This window comes from Halomonas sp. I1 (genome assembly GCF_032334135.1).
Classification (GTDB): Bacteria; Pseudomonadota; Gammaproteobacteria; order Pseudomonadales; family Halomonadaceae; genus Halomonas.
In genome coordinates this window covers 508,263-525,354 of the sequence record NZ_JAVXUS010000001.1, presented here as the reverse complement: position 1 = coordinate 525,354, position 17,092 = coordinate 508,263, and the positions used below count along the sequence as shown (strand labels likewise).

The 17,092-nt window shown below is 64.1% G+C and carries 19 protein-coding genes; 12 read left to right on the top strand and 7 right to left on the bottom strand.

The genetic code is table 11. The annotated features are described in order from the left end of the window. Positions 1–33 precede the first annotated feature (33 nt). The 3 genes from RSO41_RS02405 to RSO41_RS02395 all read left to right on the top strand — a co-directional run bounded on the left by RSO41_RS02405 (position 34) and on the right by RSO41_RS02395 (position 2,678). Positions 34–600: a chalcone isomerase family protein gene (locus tag RSO41_RS02405; protein WP_315617436.1), complete on the top strand. Its 567-nt coding sequence runs from the start codon at positions 34–36 to the stop codon at positions 598–600. Between the two features lie 54 nt (positions 601–654). Beyond that, complete coding sequence (gene dtd, locus RSO41_RS02400) at positions 655–1,095, top strand: D-aminoacyl-tRNA deacylase (RefSeq protein ID WP_315617434.1); 441 nt, start codon at positions 655–657, stop codon at positions 1,093–1,095. A gap of 221 nt (positions 1,096–1,316) precedes the next feature. Next, positions 1,317–2,678, top strand: coding sequence for a nucleobase:cation symporter-2 family protein (locus RSO41_RS02395; protein ID WP_315617432.1), 1,362 nt, complete (start codon positions 1,317–1,319; stop codon positions 2,676–2,678). Positions 2,679–2,753: 75 nt separating this feature from the next. Here RSO41_RS02395 and RSO41_RS02390 read toward each other — a convergent pair whose 3' ends face one another. After that, positions 2,754–4,697 (bottom strand): ATP-binding cassette domain-containing protein, encoded by a 1,944-nt coding sequence (locus RSO41_RS02390; RefSeq protein ID WP_315617430.1) that lies wholly within the window; start codon positions 4,695–4,697, stop codon positions 2,754–2,756. A gap of 52 nt (positions 4,698–4,749) precedes the next feature. Here RSO41_RS02390 and RSO41_RS02385 point away from each other — a divergent pair, with 52 nt between their 5' ends. The 6 genes from RSO41_RS02385 (at position 4,750) to RSO41_RS02360 (ending at position 9,953) form a co-directional block, all read left to right on the top strand. Continuing rightward, positions 4,750–5,271 (top strand): TIGR02444 family protein, encoded by a 522-nt coding sequence (locus RSO41_RS02385; RefSeq protein WP_315617429.1) that lies wholly within the window; start codon positions 4,750–4,752, stop codon positions 5,269–5,271. Between the two features lie 114 nt (positions 5,272–5,385). Beyond that, a complete protein-coding gene (gene dctP / locus RSO41_RS02380) occupies positions 5,386–6,429 on the top strand; it encodes a TRAP transporter substrate-binding protein DctP (RefSeq protein ID WP_315617427.1) in 1,044 nt (347 codons plus the stop codon). Between the two features lie 271 nt (positions 6,430–6,700). Then, positions 6,701–7,279: a TRAP transporter small permease gene (locus RSO41_RS02375; protein ID WP_315617425.1), complete on the top strand. Its 579-nt coding sequence runs from the start codon at positions 6,701–6,703 to the stop codon at positions 7,277–7,279. A gap of 30 nt (positions 7,280–7,309) precedes the next feature. Further along, complete coding sequence (locus RSO41_RS02370; protein ID WP_315617423.1) at positions 7,310–8,593, top strand: TRAP transporter large permease; 1,284 nt, start codon at positions 7,310–7,312, stop codon at positions 8,591–8,593. Positions 8,594–8,627: 34 nt separating this feature from the next. Beyond that, positions 8,628–9,071, top strand: coding sequence for a universal stress protein (locus tag RSO41_RS02365; protein ID WP_315617421.1), 444 nt, complete (start codon positions 8,628–8,630; stop codon positions 9,069–9,071). A 132-nt stretch (positions 9,072–9,203) separates the two neighbouring features. Further along, a complete protein-coding gene (locus RSO41_RS02360; protein WP_315617419.1) occupies positions 9,204–9,953 on the top strand; it encodes an FKBP-type peptidyl-prolyl cis-trans isomerase in 750 nt (249 codons plus the stop codon). Between the two features lie 76 nt (positions 9,954–10,029). On the opposite strand, the gene RSO41_RS02355 is transcribed toward RSO41_RS02360, so the two are convergent. Further along, positions 10,030–10,629: an SCO family protein gene (locus tag RSO41_RS02355; protein ID WP_315617417.1), complete on the bottom strand. Its 600-nt coding sequence runs from the start codon at positions 10,627–10,629 to the stop codon at positions 10,030–10,032. A gap of 308 nt (positions 10,630–10,937) precedes the next feature. On the opposite strand from RSO41_RS02355, the gene RSO41_RS02350 reads away from it, so the two are divergent. Further along, positions 10,938–11,852: an AEC family transporter gene (locus tag RSO41_RS02350; protein WP_315617415.1), complete on the top strand. Its 915-nt coding sequence runs from the start codon at positions 10,938–10,940 to the stop codon at positions 11,850–11,852. Positions 11,853–12,102: 250 nt separating this feature from the next. Here RSO41_RS02350 and RSO41_RS02345 read toward each other — a convergent pair whose 3' ends face one another. Beyond that, complete coding sequence (locus RSO41_RS02345) at positions 12,103–12,987, bottom strand: LysR substrate-binding domain-containing protein (RefSeq protein WP_315617413.1); 885 nt, start codon at positions 12,985–12,987, stop codon at positions 12,103–12,105. A gap of 90 nt (positions 12,988–13,077) precedes the next feature. On the opposite strand from RSO41_RS02345, the gene RSO41_RS02340 reads away from it, so the two are divergent. Then, positions 13,078–14,205: a DMT family transporter gene (locus tag RSO41_RS02340; protein ID WP_315617411.1), complete on the top strand. Its 1,128-nt coding sequence runs from the start codon at positions 13,078–13,080 to the stop codon at positions 14,203–14,205. Here RSO41_RS02340 and trmB read toward each other — a convergent pair. From trmB to thiS, 3 genes are all read right to left on the bottom strand, one after another. After that, positions 14,129–14,860 carry a tRNA (guanosine(46)-N7)-methyltransferase TrmB gene (trmB, locus tag RSO41_RS02335; protein ID WP_315617409.1) on the bottom strand — a complete coding sequence of 244 codons (732 nt, stop codon included), beginning with the start codon at positions 14,858–14,860 and terminating at the stop codon, positions 14,129–14,131. The genes RSO41_RS02340 and trmB overlap by 77 nt on opposite strands. An 84-nt stretch (positions 14,861–14,944) precedes the next feature. Continuing rightward, entirely contained in the window at positions 14,945–15,742 is a 798-nt protein-coding gene (locus RSO41_RS02330; protein ID WP_315617407.1) for a thiazole synthase, read from the bottom strand. Between the two features lie 75 nt (positions 15,743–15,817). Beyond that, entirely contained in the window at positions 15,818–16,018 is a 201-nt protein-coding gene (gene thiS / locus RSO41_RS02325) for a sulfur carrier protein ThiS (protein WP_315617405.1), read from the bottom strand. Positions 16,019–16,119: 101 nt separating this feature from the next. On the opposite strand from thiS, the gene RSO41_RS02320 reads away from it, so the two are divergent. Beyond that, on the top strand, positions 16,120–16,503 hold the full coding sequence (locus tag RSO41_RS02320) for a DUF423 domain-containing protein (protein WP_315617403.1): 384 nt from the start codon (positions 16,120–16,122) through the stop codon (positions 16,501–16,503). 17 nt (positions 16,504–16,520) lie between these two features. Here RSO41_RS02320 and RSO41_RS02315 read toward each other — a convergent pair whose 3' ends face one another. Then, positions 16,521–16,934 (bottom strand): PaaI family thioesterase, encoded by a 414-nt coding sequence (locus tag RSO41_RS02315; protein WP_315617401.1) that lies wholly within the window; start codon positions 16,932–16,934, stop codon positions 16,521–16,523. Between the last annotated feature and the right edge of the window lie 158 nt (positions 16,935–17,092).

Sequence of the window (17,092 nt, the reverse complement as noted above, 5' to 3'; positions counted from 1 at the left end):
GTATGATCAAGCCCCCCCTCAAGGAGATCGTCCATGCCGACCCGACGCTGGCAGCTCGCCACCCTGCTGCTGATTCTGACTCTAGGCGCCACGCCCGCCGTCGCTGAGGTGTCGGTGAAAGACGCCCGCTTCGCCTCAACCCAGGAGGTCGACGGCCGCGACTTCCAGTTGATCGGCCACGGGCTGTTCCGCTACATGGTCTGGGATGCCTATGCCGGCGCCTACTACCAGGCCGAGGGCTACCCGCGTCCCGCGCCGCAATCCGCCGAGGTGCCACGGCGCCTGGTGCTGGAGTACTTTCACGCCATCGAGGCCGAAGACTTCGCCGAGGTCACCCGCGACACCCTCCGCGAACAGCTCGGTGAAGCCACATTTGCGGACCTTCGGCCATCACTGGATGCCTTCAACACCCGCTACCGCAGCGTCACTCCCGGCGATCGTTACGCTCTCGGCTGGAACGGAGAACGCCTGACCCTCGAGCTGAATGGTGACGCCATCTATTCCCGAGCCGAGCCGGCACTGGCCAACGCACTGTTCGGTATCTGGCTCGGCGAGGCGCCTCTGGACGAGGACTTTCGCGACGCCCTGCTGGGTCGCTGAACCGAGGTCATGCTAGGCTCCGGACGATCACCCCAACCGCTCGGAGTCTGCCCCATGAAAGCCCTGATCCAGCGCGTCAACCACGCCAGTGTCAGCGTCGACGATGAATGCGTCGGCGCCATCGAGCATGGTTTGCTGGCCTTGATCGGTGTGGAGCGGGAAGACGACGAGGCCCGGGCCGACAGACTCCTGCACAAGCTGCTGCACTATCGCGTCTTCGCCGACGACGCGGGCCGCATGAACCACAACCTGCAGCAGGCCCAAGGTGGCCTGTTGTTGATTTCGCAATTCACGCTCGCCGCCGACACCCGCAAGGGGCTGCGTCCCGGCTTTTCCAGCGCCGCGCCACCGGATGACGGCGAGCGTCTCTTCCATTACCTCGTCGAACGGGCGCGGAACGCCTGGCCCCATGTGGCCACCGGCAGATTCGGCGCCGACATGCAGGTTTCCCTGGTCAACGATGGCCCCGTGACCTTCCTGCTCGAGAGCCGCTGACCACCTGTCGTACGGCGTCGACTGCTCACCTGGCCATGGCCGGGCGAACCGGCACCTCGGCATCGCCCCCTCCTTTAGTTGTACACAAAATTCATGGAAATATATTACACAAAGTGGACAATGGACCGCAGACAAATTGTGTACAAAAACAAGCGGTGATTGTCCTCATGCCAGATTCCGGCCACAGCACTTCCGTCTTCGAGTTCCGGGGGCGCCCCCCCATGACACGCGCCCTGCCCCTTTCACTCCAGCATATCCTGGCGATGATCATGGGCACGGTCACCGTCCCCATCATCGTCGCCGGTACCGTGGGGGCGAGCCTTGAAGAAAAGATGCTACTGATTCAGATCTCGCTGCTCGCCTCCGGCATATCGACGCTGCTGCAGCTCTACGGCATCCGGCGCTTCGGCGCCCGACTACCGACCATCTTCGGCGTCGGTTTCGCCTATGTGCCGACCCTGACGGCAGTGGGTGCCCAGTACGGCCTGGGGGGCATTCTCGGCGCCCAGATCATCGGTGGCGGGGCCATGATCCTGGTGGGGCTCTTCATTCACCGTATCCGTCATTTCTTCCCGCCGGTGGTCGCCGGTACCGTGGTCCTGGTGATCGGCCTGTCGCTCTATGACATTGCCGTCAACTACATGGCGGGAGGAATCGGCCAGCCTGGTTTCGGCGAGCCTCGCCAGTGGCTGGTGGCACTCCTGACCCTGGTGGTGGTGCTGGTCGTCTCGCAGTTTGCCCGCGGCTTTCTCAAGCTTTCGGCGATCATCTGCGGCATCCTGGTGGGCTATGTCCTGGCACTGGCGATGGGCATGGTGGATTTTTCCCCGGTCCGCGACGCCAACTGGTTCAGCGCCCCGACATTGCTGCCCTTCGAGCTGGCCTTTCATCCAGCGGCCATTCTATCCATGGTGATCATCTGCGTGATCAACTCGGTGCAGACCATCGGCGACCTCTCGGCCACCACCGTGGGAGGCATGGATCGCGAACTGGATCGCAAGGAACTCGCCGGTGGACTGCTTGGCAATGGCCTGTGCACCGCCGTGGGCTCGGTGTTCGGTGCCCTGCCGACCGCCTCGTTCAGCCAGAACGTCGGCATCGTGGCAATGACCAAGGTCATCAGTCGCACGGTACTGGCCCTCGCCGCCGTCTTCATCCTGCTGGCCGGCCTGATGCCCAAGTTCGGTGCCTTGATGACGACCATTCCCTATCCGGTGCTCGGCGGCGCCACCATCACGGTCTTCGGCATGATCACCATGACCGGCATCCAACTGCTGATCCGCGATGAACTCTCGTCGCGCAACGTCACCATCGTCAGCCTGGCCCTGGCACTGAGCCTGGGCATCTATGCGGCCCCGGACGCCATCGCCGGCCTGCCACAGATGCTGCAACTGGTGTTTGGCGGTTCGCCGATCGTCGTGGCGGCCCTGGTCTCGATCACCTTGAACCTGGTCCTGCCCCGCCGCAGTCTCGACGACGAGCGCCGCGAGCGGGAGGCGATCGCCGAGCAGATGCGTGACGAACCCCGCCGACACGATGACGAGGCCTCATCCCGTCAAGAGGCCGGTCGCGCCTCATCCTGACACCCGGCCCGTCAGCTCCCGTCCTGACCCCTTAGGGAAAGGCTGAATAAATAGCCGAGCGTCGTGCAGGAGCGATCAGGAGGCCTGAAGTTCGGCCTCCAGCCGCTCCAGCGCCTCCTCGGCGGCCAGCCAGTGCTGCTCGAGCTCCTCGAGACGCGAGGCCAGCTCGCCCCGTCGCGCCAGTTGCGCATTCAGCTCGTCCTTGCGTGCCTCGTCGGTGTACAGCTCGGCATCGGCCAGGGCCGACTCGACGTCATCCAGCAACGCCTGCGTCGCTTCCATGTCGCGCTCCGCACGATCGCGATCACGCTTGAGCGGCCGCAGCTTGTCACGCAGTTCGGCGGCGGCCCGGCGCGAGGCCTTGCGGTCCTCCTTCGACTCAGCCTCATCGCCTTGTCGCTCAGCCTTGTCGGCTCGAGCCTCGCGGCGTTGTTCCTCCAGGCGCGACTTGAGCCAGGCGCGATAATCCTCCAGGTCACCATCGAAAGGCGTCACTCGGTGATCCGCCACTCGCCAGAACTCATCCACCGTGGCCCGCAGCAGATGGCGATCGTGTGAAACCACGATCACCGCGCCCTCGAAACTGGCCAGTGCCTCGGTCAAGGCCTCGCGCATCTCCAGGTCGAGGTGGTTGGTCGGTTCATCCAGCAACAGCAGGTTGGGGCGCTGCCAGGCGACCAGGGCCAGCGCGAGCCGCGCCTTCTCGCCACCCGAGAAGCGCGCGACCTCTTCGAAGACATCATCGCCATGGAAGCCGAAACCGCCCAGGAAACGCCGGATCTCCGCATCGGCGGCAGTCGGCGAAAGGCGCTGCACATGCAGGAAGGGAGAGGCTGACAGGTCCAGCCCCTCCAGCTGGTGCTGCGCAAAGTAACCGATGGCCAAGTGCTCGCCCTCGACCCGGTGGCCCTCCAGCAGCGGCAACTCGGAGGTCAGCGACTTGATCAGGGTCGACTTGCCCGCGCCGTTGGGTCCCAGCAGGCCGATCCGCTGCCCTGGCTGCAATGCCAGGTTCACGGCCTCGAGTTGCCGTGTCTCGACGCTTTCATGACGATAGCCGAGCGCGGCGTCATCCAGCACGATCAGGGGGTGCGACACCTTGTCCGCCGCGGGAATGCGGAAGTGAAAGGGCGAATCGGCATGCGCCACGGCAATGTCGCCCATGCGTTCGAGCATCTTCAGACGACTCTGAGCCTGGCGTGCCTTGGTGGCCTTGTAGCGAAAACGCGCCACGAAGCGCTCGATTTCCGCCTTGCGTGCCTGCTGCTTGGCGGCCTCGGCCTGCTGCAAGGCCAACTTCTCGGCCCGGGTCCGCTCGAAGGTGGTGTAATTGCCCCGATACAACACCAGGGAACGCTGCTCGAAGTGCACGATGTGGTCACACACTGCATCGAGGAAATCGCGATCATGGGAGATCAACAACAGGGTGCCCGGATAGCGGGACAGCCATTGTTCAAGCCACAACAGAGCATCCAGATCCAGGTGGTTGGTCGGCTCGTCGAGCAGCAGCACATCGGACGGCGTGAACAGGGTTCGCGCCAAGTTGACACGCATCCGCCACCCCCCGGAAAACGATGCCAGGGGGCGATCCAGATCGGCCTGGCCGAAGCCCAGGCCGACCAGCAGCTGGGCGGCTCGGGCCGGCGCACTGTAGCCGTCCAGCGATTCGATGGCGCCGTGCAGCTCTGCCTCGCGGTGCGCATCACCACGCTCGCGGGCCTCATCCAGGGCCGCCTCGGCATCGCGCAGCGCTCGGTCACCATCGAGCACATAGTCGATGATGCTGCGTTCGAGCGCCTCTACCTCCTGGGCCATGTGCGCGATACGTTGACCGCCACTCATCTCCAGTTCGCCGCGGTCCGGCGACAGCTCGCCCAGCAGCAACCCGAACAGGCTCGACTTGCCCGCGCCATTGGCACCGACGATGCCCGTCTTGTAGCCGGCGTGCAGGGTCAGGTCGGCCGCGTCGAGCAGGCTCTGGGGGCCGCGTTGCAGGGATACTTGGCGCAGTGCGATCATGCGGACTCCACTCGTCTGCGTGAGATCACCGCCTCGAGGCGGCCACCGTGTCATGATGAGCGACGATTCTACCGAATTATCCACGCCCTTGCGGGCACGTCTCGACGGCGATCCGCTCTGGGACTTCGCCCTGGCGCTCTATGCCCGCGAGGGCATCGAGTCAGCCTGCCTGGTATTGCAGGACGAGGCCGGGGTCGAGATCACCGAACTGCTGTGGCGCTGCTGGCTGTATCGTCATGGCCTGCGCGCCAGCGCAGTGCCTGCTGACCTAGTGGCATGGCAGCACGATGTCATTTCGCCACTGAGGCGCTTGCGCCGCGATCTCAAGCCGACCGAACGGGAGCGACCGAGCGTGGCCCCCCTGCGCCAGCGCATCAAACAGGCCGAGCTCGATGCCGAATGCGAGTGCCTGCTTCGCCTGGAGGCCTACAGTCACGACGGCTCGATCCGTCTTTCCGAGATTTCCCACCCCCTCCCGTCTCTCGAAAAAGTTCTGCCCTTCGGCCATCAACTGCAGAAAAAATCACACCTTTTGGCCCTGGGAAAGCTGCAAAGCCAGCTTGACCCCTTATAACCCCCACGCTAGCCTGAAATTAACTGCGTGAACGGCGAGAAAACGACACTATCGATTTTACGCCGGTCGATGAGTCATTGATTTTCCGGCAAAACCTGCAGAGGAACCACAAGAATGAAGGCATACAAGCTGCTGACTACCGCGAGCATCGGTGCCCTGATGCTCGGCATGTCCACCGCCGCCTATTCCGACAACTGGCGCTATGCCCACGAGGAATACGAGGGCGACGTTCAGGATGTCTTCGCTCAGGCGTTCAAGGGTTATGTCGAAGATAATTCCGACCACACCGTACAGGTCTATCGCTTCGGCGAACTGGGCGAGTCCGACGACATCATGGAGCAGACCCAGAATGGGATCCTGCAGTTCGTGAACCAGTCGCCCGGCTTCACCGGCTCGCTCATCCCCTCGGCTCAGATTTTCTTCATTCCCTATCTGATGCCCACGGACATGGACACCGTTCTGGAGTTCTTCGACGAGAGCAAGGCCATCAACGAGATGTTCCCGAAGCTCTACGCCGAGCACGGGCTTGAGCTGCTCAAGATGTACCCGGAAGGCGAGATGGTGGTGACCGCCGACGAGCCGATCACGTCGCCGGAGGACTTCGACAACAAGAAGATCCGCACCATGACCAACCCGCTGCTGGCCGAGACCTACAACGCCTTCGGCGCCACCCCGACGCCCCTGCCCTGGGGTGAGGTCTACGGCGGCCTGCAGACCGGCATCATCGACGGTCAGGAAAACCCGATCTTCTGGATCGAATCCGGCGGCCTCTACGAGGTTTCACCGCACCTGACCTTCACCAGTCATGGCTGGTTCACCACCGCCATGATGGCCAACCAGGACTTCTACGAGGGCCTCTCCGAAGAAGACCAGCAACTGGTGCAGGACGCTTCCGACGCGGCCTATGACCACACCATCGAGCACATCCAGGGCTTGTCCGAGGAATCCCTCGAGAAGATCAAGGCAGCCTCCGACGAGGTCACCGTCACTCGTCTGGACGATGAGCAGATCCAGGCCTTCAAGGAGCGTGCTCCCCAGGTCGAGGAGAAGTTCATCGAGATGACCGGCGAGCAGGGCCAGAAGCTGCTCGACCAGTTCAAGGCCGACCTCGAGGCCGTGCAACAGGATGAGGGCGAGACCAGCCAGGACGAGGGCTGATCACGACCCGTTCCCGCACCAATCGGGGGCAGCTACGCTGCCCCCGATTTGTTTACGGCCCTGACGCGGGTGTCGACAGGCACCACGAGCGGCGGTCGGGGTCAAGGCGGGCCCGCCCCGAGTGAGTCTCGATGCGTAATTCGGCGAGTTGCCGACACCCTTCAGCGTTCACCCAACGTTGATCTGTCGCGCACCGCACAGTGCCGGCAACGGTTACGCTGCTCAATGGGGCATCCACTATTTCGCCATGTCTGCTGAAGGGAGCGCGGCCATGACCGACGATGAATCCGAAAAGCACTATCATTCAGGCCTGCCCGGCATACTGGGCACCATCGATACCCTGATCAGCAAGCTGGAAGCGATCATTCTCGCCATCGGTGTGCTGCTGATGGCCACCAATACCATCGCCAATGTCATAGGACGCTTCTTGCTCGGCGAGAGTCTGTTCTTCACCGGCGAGGTCAACCGCATCCTGATCATCATGATCACCTTCGCGGGCATCGGTTACGCGGCGCGCCATGGCCGCCACATCCGCATGTCGGCGATCTACGATGCCTTGCCGGTGGGCGGTCGTCGTGCCCTGATGGTGGCAATCGCGCTGTTCACCTCTCTGATCATGTTCTTCCTGGCCTACTATTCGCTCCTCTACATCCTCGACCTGTATGACAAGGGGCGCATCCTGCCGGCGCTCGGTTTCCCGATCTTCATCATCTATGTCTGGGTGCCGCTGGGCTTTGTGATCACGGGTATTCAATACCTGTTCACGGCCATCAAGAACCTGACGTCACGCGATGTCTACCTGTCGACCTCGGTAGTCGACGGTTACAAGGATACGGAAACGGAAGTCTGACGCAGGGCGATTCGCCCGGGGGAATGCAAGATGACGACAATAATGGTTGCGACCATGATCGGCCTGCTGTTGCTGGGCTTTCCCATGATGATTCCGCTGGCGACCGCGGCGATCATCGGGTTCTACATGATGTTCGGCGGGCTGGGCCAGATGGAAACCCTGATCCAGCAGTTGATGGCCGGTATACGGCCGGCATCGCTGATTGCGGTGCCCATGTTCATCCTCGCCGCGGATATCATGACCCGTGGCCAGTCGGCCAATCGGCTGATCAACATGGTGATGGCCTTCATCGGCCATATCAAAGGCGGCCTGGCGGTCAGCACGGCGGCCTCATGCACGCTGTTCGGCGCCGTGTCCGGCTCCACCCAGGCCACCGTGGTAGCGGTAGGCTCGCCGCTGCGTCCGCGCATGCTCAAGGCCGGCTACTCGGACTCCTTCAGCCTGGCGTTGATCATCAACTCCAGTGACATCGCCTTTCTGATTCCGCCGAGCATCGGCATGATCATCTACGGGATCATCTCCGGCACCTCCATCGGCGAGCTGTTCATCGCCGGGATCGGCCCTGGACTGATGATCCTGGCCATGTTCGCTACCTACTGCGTGATCTACGCCGTCGTGCGTGGCGTACCCACCGAACCCAAGGCCAGTTGGGGGGAGCGCCTTTCAGCCGTGCGTCAGGCACTCTGGCCACTGGGCTTCCCGGTGATCATCATCGGCGGCATCTATGGCGGTATCTTCAGTCCCACCGAAGCCGCAGCGGCCTGCGTGCTTTACGCGATCCTGCTGGAATTCGTGGTATTCCGCTCGCTGAAGGTCAATGACATCTACGCCATTGCCAAGTCCACCGGCCTGATCACTGCCGTGGTCTTCATCCTGGTAGCGGTGGGCAACAGCTTCTCGTGGATCATCTCCTTCGCCCAGATTCCCCAGGCCATCCTCGAGGCCGTGGGTATCAACGAGGCGGGGCCAACGGGAGTGCTGATCGCCATCTGTATTGCCTTCTTCGTCGCCTGCATGTTCGTCGACCCCATCGTGGTGATCCTGGTACTGACGCCGGTTTTCACACCCGCCATCGACGCCACAGGCCTCGATCCGGTACTCGTCGGTATCCTCATCACGCTGCAGGTGGCCATCGGTTCGGCGACGCCGCCCTTCGGCTGCGACATCTTCACCGCCATTGCCATCTTCAAGCGCCCCTACCTGGACGTGATCAAGGGCACGCCGCCCTTCATCTTCATGCTGGTGCTGGCGGCCGCGTTGCTGATCCTGTTCCCGCAGATCGCCCTGTTCCTGCGCGACCTCGCCTTCAGGTAAGCGATTCTACCCGGACACAAGGAGTAAGGTGACGATGTTCAATCGGATCATGGTGCCGGTCGACGGCTCCAAGGGCGCCGTCAAGGCGCTGGAAAAGGGCGTGGGCCTGCAGCAGCTGACCGGCGCCGAACTCTACGTCCTGTGCGTGTTCAAGCACCACAGCCTGCTCGAGGCCTCGCTGTCGATGGTTCGCCCCGAGCAACTGGACATCCCGGACGACGCTCTCAAGGACTACGCCACCGAGATCGCCGTCCAGGCCAAGACACGCGCTACCGAGCTGGGCGTTCCGGCCGACAAGGTACGGGCTTTCGTCAAGGGCGGGCGCCCTTCACGCACCATCGTGCGTTTTGCCCGCAAGCGAGAGTGCGACCTGATCGTGATCGGTGCCCAGGGCACCAACGGTGACAAGAGCCTGCTGCTGGGCAGTGTCGCCCAGCGGGTCGCCGGCTCCGCACACTGTCCCGTCATGGTCGTGTGACGCCTTTCCCGCGTTGACTCACCGGGCAGGATGCCCTCCCGGTGTGTGGATGCGGAACCGGTCCGGCCCTGTTAGAGTCTCATGGGTTCCATACACTCTTGGCGCCAAGGCGCCGGACCACAAGGCTTTTTCATGAAGACACTGCTGACTTCCGCGTCACTGGCGGCCCTGTTGACCGCCGCTCCCCTGGCTCTTGCCGCTCCCGAATCCGACCAGGAACGCCTGGGTTACAGCCTCGGTGTGACCCTGGGTCAGAGCATCCAGCAAGACGTCTCCGATCTCGACATCGACGCCTTTACCCAGGCCATCCGCGATGTCTACGCCGATGACGAGCTGGCCATGAGCGATCAGGAAATGGCCGACACCCTGGCCCAATTCCAGCAGCAGGCACAGCAGCAGCGCGCCGCCGAGGCCAAGAAGCGTGCCGAGGCCAATCAGGCCAAAGGCGAGGCTTTCCTGGAAGAGAACGCCGAGAAGGATGGCGTCACGGTCACCGACTCAGGCCTGCAGTATCGTGAGCTGGAATCCGGCGATGGTGCCACACCGAATGCCGAAGACACCGTCCAGGTCAACTACGAAGGCAAGCTGATCGACGGTACCGTCTTCGACAGCTCCTACGAACGCGGCGAACCGGTCAGCTTCCGCGTCGGCCAGGTCATCGACGGCTGGCAGGAGGCCCTGCAGCTGATGAGCGTGGGCGATACCTGGGAAGTCGTGATTCCCTCCGACCTGGCCTACGGTGCCCAGGGTCAGGGCCCCATCGGCCCGCACGAGACACTGGTCTTCAAGGTCGAACTGCTCGACGTCACCCCCGCGGACGAGGCAGGCAATGCCGGTACCGAGCAGAGCGGCGACACCGAAGGCACCAGCGCATCCGAGTGACCCTTCGCCAGTGACCCTCGTTCCCGCGGCCGGCTCCGACGAGCCGGCCGTCATCGTTCTGCAGATCAAAAACGTCTCACATGGCGCCGAGCGTCTCGTTCAGTGCGGCTTCGAGCGGGCCCGGTGTCGGCGAGTGGAGGACACGCTGGTGAATCTCGCCATGCGGGTCCACCAGATAGAGCGACGCGGTATGATCGACGGTATAGTCCATGGACGACTCCGGTGCCTCGACCTTGCGCCATACCACGCCATAGCGTTCGGCAATATCCTCGAGCTGCTCGGCACTGCCGGTCGCACCGATGAAGTCGTCTCCGAAGGAAGCGAGGTATGTCTCCAGTCGTGCCAGCGTATCGCGCTCGGGATCGACGGAAATCATCACCGGCACGACCCTATCGCGATGCCGGGCAGGTAGCTGCTGGCGTACCTGGCGAACCACTGCCAGGCTCATGGGGCAGACATCCGGGCACCAGGTATAGCCGAAGAAGATCACCGCAAGTTGATCCTCGTCCAGTTGCGAGAGCGAAAATTCGCCATGGGTCGACGGCAACGAAATGGGACCGCCCTCCAGCTCCGTCCCGGCTTCTCCGGCACGCCACCATTGATAGGCCAGCAGAACGCATGCTGCCAACAGCACGACGCCCCCTACCGACAGATATCGCCAACGCCGCGTCATCATGGCCACTCCTCGCTTCCTCGACACCAGATCGGCGCCAATCGGTCTCCGGCTCGAGCATGACGGTGAAGTCATGCTGCCGATGATGGCAAGATAGTCCTTTAGGGAAACACTGCACAAATGCCTGCGCGGGCAAATCACTGCGTTGCGCGGTGCTCGGAATCCTCACCTATACCCCATAGGCTCCGGTTCCTGTGCTCCGTGCGCCTTGCGCTTCGCTCCGCTCGTCGATTTGTGCAGCGCTTCCTTAGCGGCTGCGAATCCAAGCCACTCCCGGGCGGGGTCCGACGACATTGAAATGAGGAGGTGTCATGGGAAGCGTAGCAGGAGCCCTGGGGCCCCTCTTCCTGTTGATCCTGCTGGGCGCATTGCTCGGTCGTCTCGAGCAACCAGGGGGCGACTTCTGGCCGCGCATGGAGCGACTGATCTATTTCCTGCTGTTCCCCGCCATGCTGGTCTCGACCCTGGCTGGTGCCGATATCCAGCAAGTCCCAGTAGGTCGTGTGGCCCTTGCATTGCTCGGCGCCATGGGGTTGCTGGGCGCGGCCCTGTGGGTCGCCAATCGTCGGCTGGGTCTGGCGGCACCGGCGTTTACTTCGGTCTTTCAGGGTGCGCTTCGCTTCAATACCTACGTTGGCGTGGCAGGCGCCGCGGCCCTGCACGGTGAGGCCGGCGCCACCGTCGCGGCAGTGGCCGTGGCACTGATGGTGCCGGTCGTGAACGTCTTGTGCGTGGCCTGTTTCATTGGCGCCGGTACGCTCGACACTGGCGGCATGCGCGCCAGCCTCGCGGCCCTGGCACGCAACCCCCTGATCCTGGCCTGTCTGCTGGGTATCGCCTTGAACCTCAGCGGCATCGGCCTGCCCGGCTGGAGCGCTCCCACGGCGGAGCTTCTCGGTCGGGCCGCCTTGCCGCTCGGCCTGGTGGCCGTTGGCGTCGCCCTGCGGCCACGCGCGCTACTGCGGCTCGACCCCGCCGTCTGGACCGCCAACCTGGCCAAGCTGGCACTGATGCCGGCCCTGGTGCTCGGTCTGGCCCTGATCCTGCGCCTGGATCCGGTGAGTCGCGACATCGTCCTGCTCTTCGCCGCCCTGCCCACTGCCACTTCCGCCTACATCCTGGCTCGTCAGCTCGGCGGCGATGCCGAACTGATGGCGGCCCTGATCACCGGCCAGACCTTAATCGCCATGGCCACGCTTCCCCTCTGGCTACGCTTGGCCGGCTGAAGGCCTTCGGACGCCAGAACGTAATAAAAAAAATTCTCGTTTGCGTTGACAGATCAAATGAGAATGATTTACTCTACACACATGGCGTTGATGAGGCGCCATGCCGGGGCAGGATTCCTGCCAGTCTCTTGCCCGGGTTTCTCCTCCTCATTGCTAGTCACGGTCTTTTGCCGCCCCGCCCAGGGCGGCTTTCTTTTTTTGAGCCCCAGGTTTTTTTGAGTCCCGCGAAGCTCCTGCCCTCGGGCATTATTCATTCCCGTTGGCCAAGCTGTCGCTTGATCAGTTCGCCCAGCGCTTCCACCGCCGGCCAGGACTCGGCAGAGACTCGACGCCCATAGTGCAACTGTGCCTCGCAGCCCCGCAGCACCGGCAGGCCTTCCGCGACGCCAAGCTCTCTCATGGTCGGCGTCAGGCGGTCCCGCTCGAGAATGCTCACCGCCAGTCCCGACTCCACCGCGGTTTCCACCGCATGGATGCTGGTACTGGTAAAAACCGCATGCCAGGGGCGATCGATGGTGCCCAAGGCCTCGATGCCCAGTTGACGATAGGGACAATCCTCGGGATGCAGTGCCAATGGCAGAGGGTGATCCGCGGTCAGCACGAGATCCCGCGCCCCGGCCCAGACCGGTGTGGAGCGCCACAGCGGCTCGCCGCCGCTGAGCCGATGGGGGCGATCGAGGGCCACGATCAACGACAGCTCGCCCCGCTCCAGGCGACGCGCCAGCTCGCCGCTGGGCGCCGTGACCGCTTCCAGGACCACATCCGGGTGCCGCGCCAGAAAGTCGGGCAGCAGGCGTCCGACCAGGCGGCTGGCATAATCCTCCGGCATGCCGAAACGCACTTGCCCGCTCAGTCCCCGCCCACTGATCCTGGCCACCAGGCCATCGTGTCGACGCAACAGCTCCCGTGCCTCGCCCAGCAAGGCCTCGCCATTGGGGGTCGGACTCACACCTCGTGCACCACGTATCAACAGCGTGGTCTCCAGTCGCGCCTCCAGCCGCTTGATCTGCATGCTCAACGCGCTGACGGTGCGGTGGCGTTGCTCGGCCGCCGCCGCCAGGCTTCCCAATCGCACCACCGCCACGAAGCTGCGCAGCGCCTCGAGATCCAGCGAGTCCGACAAGACTTCAGCCATATTGAATGCTCGGTCCAATAAGTTTCGATTCACGAAACACTTTAAACCCGTCAGCCTGTCCTGACCAACCACCCCAGGTCCGGAGGCATCATGACGGGCACCACCCATCGGCTACGCCACATCGCGCTATCACGCTTTTCACCGGCCCTGGGCGGCCTGGCCGTGGCTGTCGGCTTCGTGGTGTGCTGGAGCAGTGGCTTCGTGGGGAGTCGGCTGGCGGTCGCCGTCGACACACCGGTACTGGCGCTCTACGCCTGGCGTTTCGCCCTGGCGACACTGCTGGCAGGCGGCTGGTGGTGGTGGCGGTCCCGGCCATACAGCATGCGCGGCCTGAACCATCGAGCGCTGGCGCACGAGGCACTGGTCGGCAGCCTGACCGTGGGCGGCTACCTGCTGACCATGCTGCTGGCCATCAAGGCAGGGGTCAGTGCCGAAGTGGCGGCACTGATCGGCGCGCTACAGCCACTGGCCGCCATCACCCTGGCCAGCGGGTGGCTCGGCGAGCGTACCCGCCCCCTGCAGTGGCTGGGCATGACGGTGGCCACCCTGGGCGCCGCACTGAGCGTGCTGGGCGACCTGCGACACGCCGGCGGCGCACCGTTCTGGGCCTATGGCCTGCCATTGCTGGCCGTGGCCTGCGTGACCCTGGGCAGTGCCCTCACGACGCGACAGTCGGTGGCGCTGCCTCTGGAAGCCCGCCTGACGGCACAACTGGCAGCTGCCACCGGCGTCTTCTTCCTCGCTGCCCTCGGCATGGGCGGTTCCCTGGCCCCGCCGACGCCGAGCCTGGACACTCTGATGGCCCTGATCTGGCTGATCGTGCTGGCCACTTTCGGCGGTTACGGGTTCTTCGTGGAGAGCCTGCGGCGCTTCGGCGTGGGGCACAGCGCCGGCCTGGTCGCACTGACACCGGCCATGACCCTCGCCTGGACGGCACTGATGTTCGGCGAACTCCCCGGCACGATGGGGGTCATCGGCATGCTGTTCGGGCTCGTCGGTGCCGGTGCGGCCCTGTATGCGGGCCGCCGTCAGGGACGCGGCGCCGACGGTCATGATGTCACGGCGAGCCCGACCGGGCGCCGGAGCGAGCGCCCTGCCATTCGGCCCGGCGCCCCGGCATCGACTCTCGACCGCAGTGGCGTCAGCCGTCGTCGCGACGGTGAATCAGATCCCAGACACCATGTCCCAGACGCTCCCCGCGGGCCTCGAACTTGGTGAGCGGCCGATAGTCGGGACGCGGCACATAGGGTGCGGTGTCCGCATCGGCAATATTGGCATAGCCCGGTGCATCCGCCATCACTTCGGCCATCCACTCGGCATAGGCCTCCCAGTCGGTGGCCATGTGCAGGGTGCCCCCCGGCTTGAGACGCGTACGCACCAATTCGACGAAGGCCGGCTGGACGATGCGCCGCTTATGGTGCTTCTTCTTCGGCCAGGGGTCGGGAAAGAACAGTTGAACGGTGTCCAGGCCGGCCTCGGGCAGGCAGCGTTCGAGTACCGCCAGGGCGTCCTCGCGATAGACCCGCAGATTGGCGAGGCCCCGCTTGTCGGCCTCGTCGAGCAATTTGCCGACACCGGGCGCGTGGACCTCGATGCCGATGAAGTCGGTATCTGGGTGTGACGTTGCCTGTTCGATCAGCGACGCTCCCATGCCGAAGCCGACTTCCACCACGCGAGGTGCCCGGCGCCCGAACAGAGCGTCCAGGTCCAGACGCCCCGCGTCGAGCGTCATTCCCAGGCGCGGCCAGACCTCATCGAGGCCACGGGTCTGGGCGGCGGTCATGCGACCGGCGCGCAGCACATAACTCTTGATGCCGCGACGATGCAGCGGGGCGTCCGGACGTTCGGGACCGGTGGTATCGGGTTCATTCATGCGTGGTTCACTATCGGGTCGCTGGATCGAGAAACGGTGTCGGACAACCGAACCGGAAAACCGCATCGGTAAAGCCGACGGGTATCAGCCGTTGATACGGCCCGCCATGGGCGACGACGCTTCGGCCTCCTGGCGACGCGGCATGCGGCCGGCAAGAAAGGCCTCGCGGCCGGCACTCACCGCCTGTCGCATGGCACTGGCCATCAATACCGGCTGCCGAGCATGGGCGATGGCGGAATTCATCAGTACGCCATCGCACCCCAGCTCCATGGCCTGGACAGCCTCGGAGGCAGTGCCGATACCGGCGTCGATCAGGACCGGCACCCCGGCCTGCTCGATGATCAGGCGCGTGTTGTAGGGATTCTGGATGCCATGACCGGAGCCGATCAGCGAGCCGAGCGGCATCACGGCACAGCAGCCAAGGGCTTCGAGCTCGCGCGCGACGATGGGGTCGTCGCTGGTGTACACCATGACATCGAAGCCGTCGTTGACCAGCGTCTCGGCAGCGGACAGGGTCTCCACGACGTTGGGATACAGGGTCGCCTCGTCACCCAGCACCTCGAGCTTGACCAGGTTATGGCCATCGAGAAGCTCCCTGGCCAGACGGCAGGTACGTACCGCGTCCTTGGCGGTAAAACACCCGGCGGTGTTGGGCAGCAGCGTATAACGCTCCGGGGACACCACATCGAGCAGATTGGGGGCCGACGCGTCCTGCCCCAGATTGGTGCGGCGGACCGCGAACGTCACCACCTCGGTGCCGCTGGCGGCGATCGCCGCGCTGGCCTCGTCGAAATCGCGATACTTGCCGGTCCCGACCAACAGCCGCGAGCTGAATTCACGGCCGGCGACCCGCAGCGGCGTATCCTGGGTGAAGTCGGTCATACGTGTATTTCTCCTATGGCGCTGGGGAAAGCGCTGATTTTTCTTGCGAGCGCAGCGATAAATCAGTGTCTTCCTTCAACCTCCGCCGATGGCATGGACAATTTCCACCCGATCCCCGTCGGCCAGGCACGTTTCACCGTGAACACTCTTCGGCACGATCTCTTCGTTGACCTCCACGGCGATACGGCGACCGGTCAGCCCGAGAGTCTCGACCAGTTGCGCTACCGAAATCTCGCTGTCCAGATGTTGCGCTTCGCCATTGAGATGGATCTGCATGGCACCCTCTCGCCTCTTTGCCTGTGGCACTTGTCGGGCCCTATTGTAGCGCCTCAGCGCTTCGGCGGGTACGGTAAGCGCGTCACCGATGGAGACCCACGATGCACGATCGCCCCTGGTGGTTGACGACGGCGCTGTCCGGCGCCCTGATGGTAATGATCGGCGCCTTCGGCGCCCACATGCTCGCGCACGAGCTGACGCCACGCCTGATGACCGCCTTCGAGACCGGCGTACGCTATCAGGCCTGGCACACACTGGCGATGCTCGGCGTGCTGGCCTGGCGCTCGACCGTGCCGTTGCCCGGCCAGCGCCTGGTGCTGGCTCTCTGGGCATTCGGCATGCTGCTGTTCAGTGGATCGCTGTACGGCCTGGCCCTCTCCGGACTGAGCTGGCTCGGACCACTGACCCCGCTGGGAGGCCTGCTGCTGATACTGGGGTGGCTGACCCTGGCCGGCACCGTGCTGCGGGCTTCTCCCGGGCCATGAAGGCCACGCGGCAAGGATCAGTCGCTTTCGGGTAGTGCATAGGTCGCCGTCACCAGTGCCACCGGCGCTTCGTCCCCGGCGGAGAACAACTGTACTTCACCGACGGCCAGACGGCTGCCCAGCTTGACGAGCCGCGCATTGGCGATGAGGTCACGGTCGCCCCGGGCTCGCCGCAGGAAACGGCAATGCAGGTCACTGGTGACCGCCATCGGCTCCGGCCCGATCTGCGCCAGGATCGCCACATAAAGACAGACATCGGCCAGCCCCATCATGGTCGGCCCGGAGACGCAGGCCCCGGGCCGCAGGTGCTCGTCCTCGATGGCCAGACTCATGGTGGCGCGCATCTCGTCGACACCCTCGATGGTACCGGCCCGTTGTGGAAAGACCTCGTCGAGAAACTCCTCGATGGCGGTGGCGGTCATCACGGTCATGGGGCTCTCCTTGCGGCGGTTGATCAAGCATTGGCCCCAAAGATAGCCCAGCGACGAGCGACGAGCGACGAGCGACGAGCGACGAGCATCAGGGTCGACGGGACGCGCGTGAACGAGAGAGGTAGATGGTGTGTTGTTCTAGGGGGGAGCGCTCTGCT

What these genes read in the sequence shown, in the direction of transcription:
- RSO41_RS02405 (WP_315617436.1), top strand. Translation starts at nt 34, where the DNA reads ATGCCGACCCGACGCTGGCAGCTCGCCACCCTGCTGCTGATTCTGACT.
- dctP (WP_315617427.1), top strand. Translation starts at nt 5,386, where the DNA reads ATGAAGGCATACAAGCTGCTGACTACCGCGAGCATCGGTGCCCTGATG.
- RSO41_RS02320 (WP_315617403.1), top strand. Translation starts at nt 16,120, where the DNA reads ATGCACGATCGCCCCTGGTGGTTGACGACGGCGCTGTCCGGCGCCCTG.
- thiS (WP_315617405.1), bottom strand. Translation starts at nt 16,018, where the DNA reads ATGCAGATCCATCTCAATGGCGAAGCGCAACATCTGGACAGCGAGATT.
- RSO41_RS02365 (WP_315617421.1), top strand. Translation starts at nt 8,628, where the DNA reads ATGTTCAATCGGATCATGGTGCCGGTCGACGGCTCCAAGGGCGCCGTC.
- RSO41_RS02355 (WP_315617417.1), bottom strand. Translation starts at nt 10,629, where the DNA reads ATGATGACGCGGCGTTGGCGATATCTGTCGGTAGGGGGCGTCGTGCTG.
- RSO41_RS02375 (WP_315617425.1), top strand. Translation starts at nt 6,701, where the DNA reads ATGACCGACGATGAATCCGAAAAGCACTATCATTCAGGCCTGCCCGGC.
- RSO41_RS02350 (WP_315617415.1), top strand. Translation starts at nt 10,938, where the DNA reads ATGGGAAGCGTAGCAGGAGCCCTGGGGCCCCTCTTCCTGTTGATCCTG.
- RSO41_RS02330 (WP_315617407.1), bottom strand. Translation starts at nt 15,742, where the DNA reads ATGACCGACTTCACCCAGGATACGCCGCTGCGGGTCGCCGGCCGTGAA.
- dtd (WP_315617434.1), top strand. Translation starts at nt 655, where the DNA reads ATGAAAGCCCTGATCCAGCGCGTCAACCACGCCAGTGTCAGCGTCGAC.
- RSO41_RS02370 (WP_315617423.1), top strand. Translation starts at nt 7,310, where the DNA reads ATGACGACAATAATGGTTGCGACCATGATCGGCCTGCTGTTGCTGGGC.
- RSO41_RS02395 (WP_315617432.1), top strand. Translation starts at nt 1,317, where the DNA reads ATGACACGCGCCCTGCCCCTTTCACTCCAGCATATCCTGGCGATGATC.
- RSO41_RS02340 (WP_315617411.1), top strand. Translation starts at nt 13,078, where the DNA reads ATGACGGGCACCACCCATCGGCTACGCCACATCGCGCTATCACGCTTT.
- RSO41_RS02360 (WP_315617419.1), top strand. Translation starts at nt 9,204, where the DNA reads ATGAAGACACTGCTGACTTCCGCGTCACTGGCGGCCCTGTTGACCGCC.
- RSO41_RS02315 (WP_315617401.1), bottom strand. Translation starts at nt 16,934, where the DNA reads ATGACCGTGATGACCGCCACCGCCATCGAGGAGTTTCTCGACGAGGTC.
- RSO41_RS02385 (WP_315617429.1), top strand. Translation starts at nt 4,750, where the DNA reads ATGATGAGCGACGATTCTACCGAATTATCCACGCCCTTGCGGGCACGT.
- trmB (WP_315617409.1), bottom strand. Translation starts at nt 14,860, where the DNA reads ATGAATGAACCCGATACCACCGGTCCCGAACGTCCGGACGCCCCGCTG.
- RSO41_RS02345 (WP_315617413.1), bottom strand. Translation starts at nt 12,987, where the DNA reads ATGGCTGAAGTCTTGTCGGACTCGCTGGATCTCGAGGCGCTGCGCAGC.
- RSO41_RS02390 (WP_315617430.1), bottom strand. Translation starts at nt 4,697, where the DNA reads ATGATCGCACTGCGCCAAGTATCCCTGCAACGCGGCCCCCAGAGCCTG.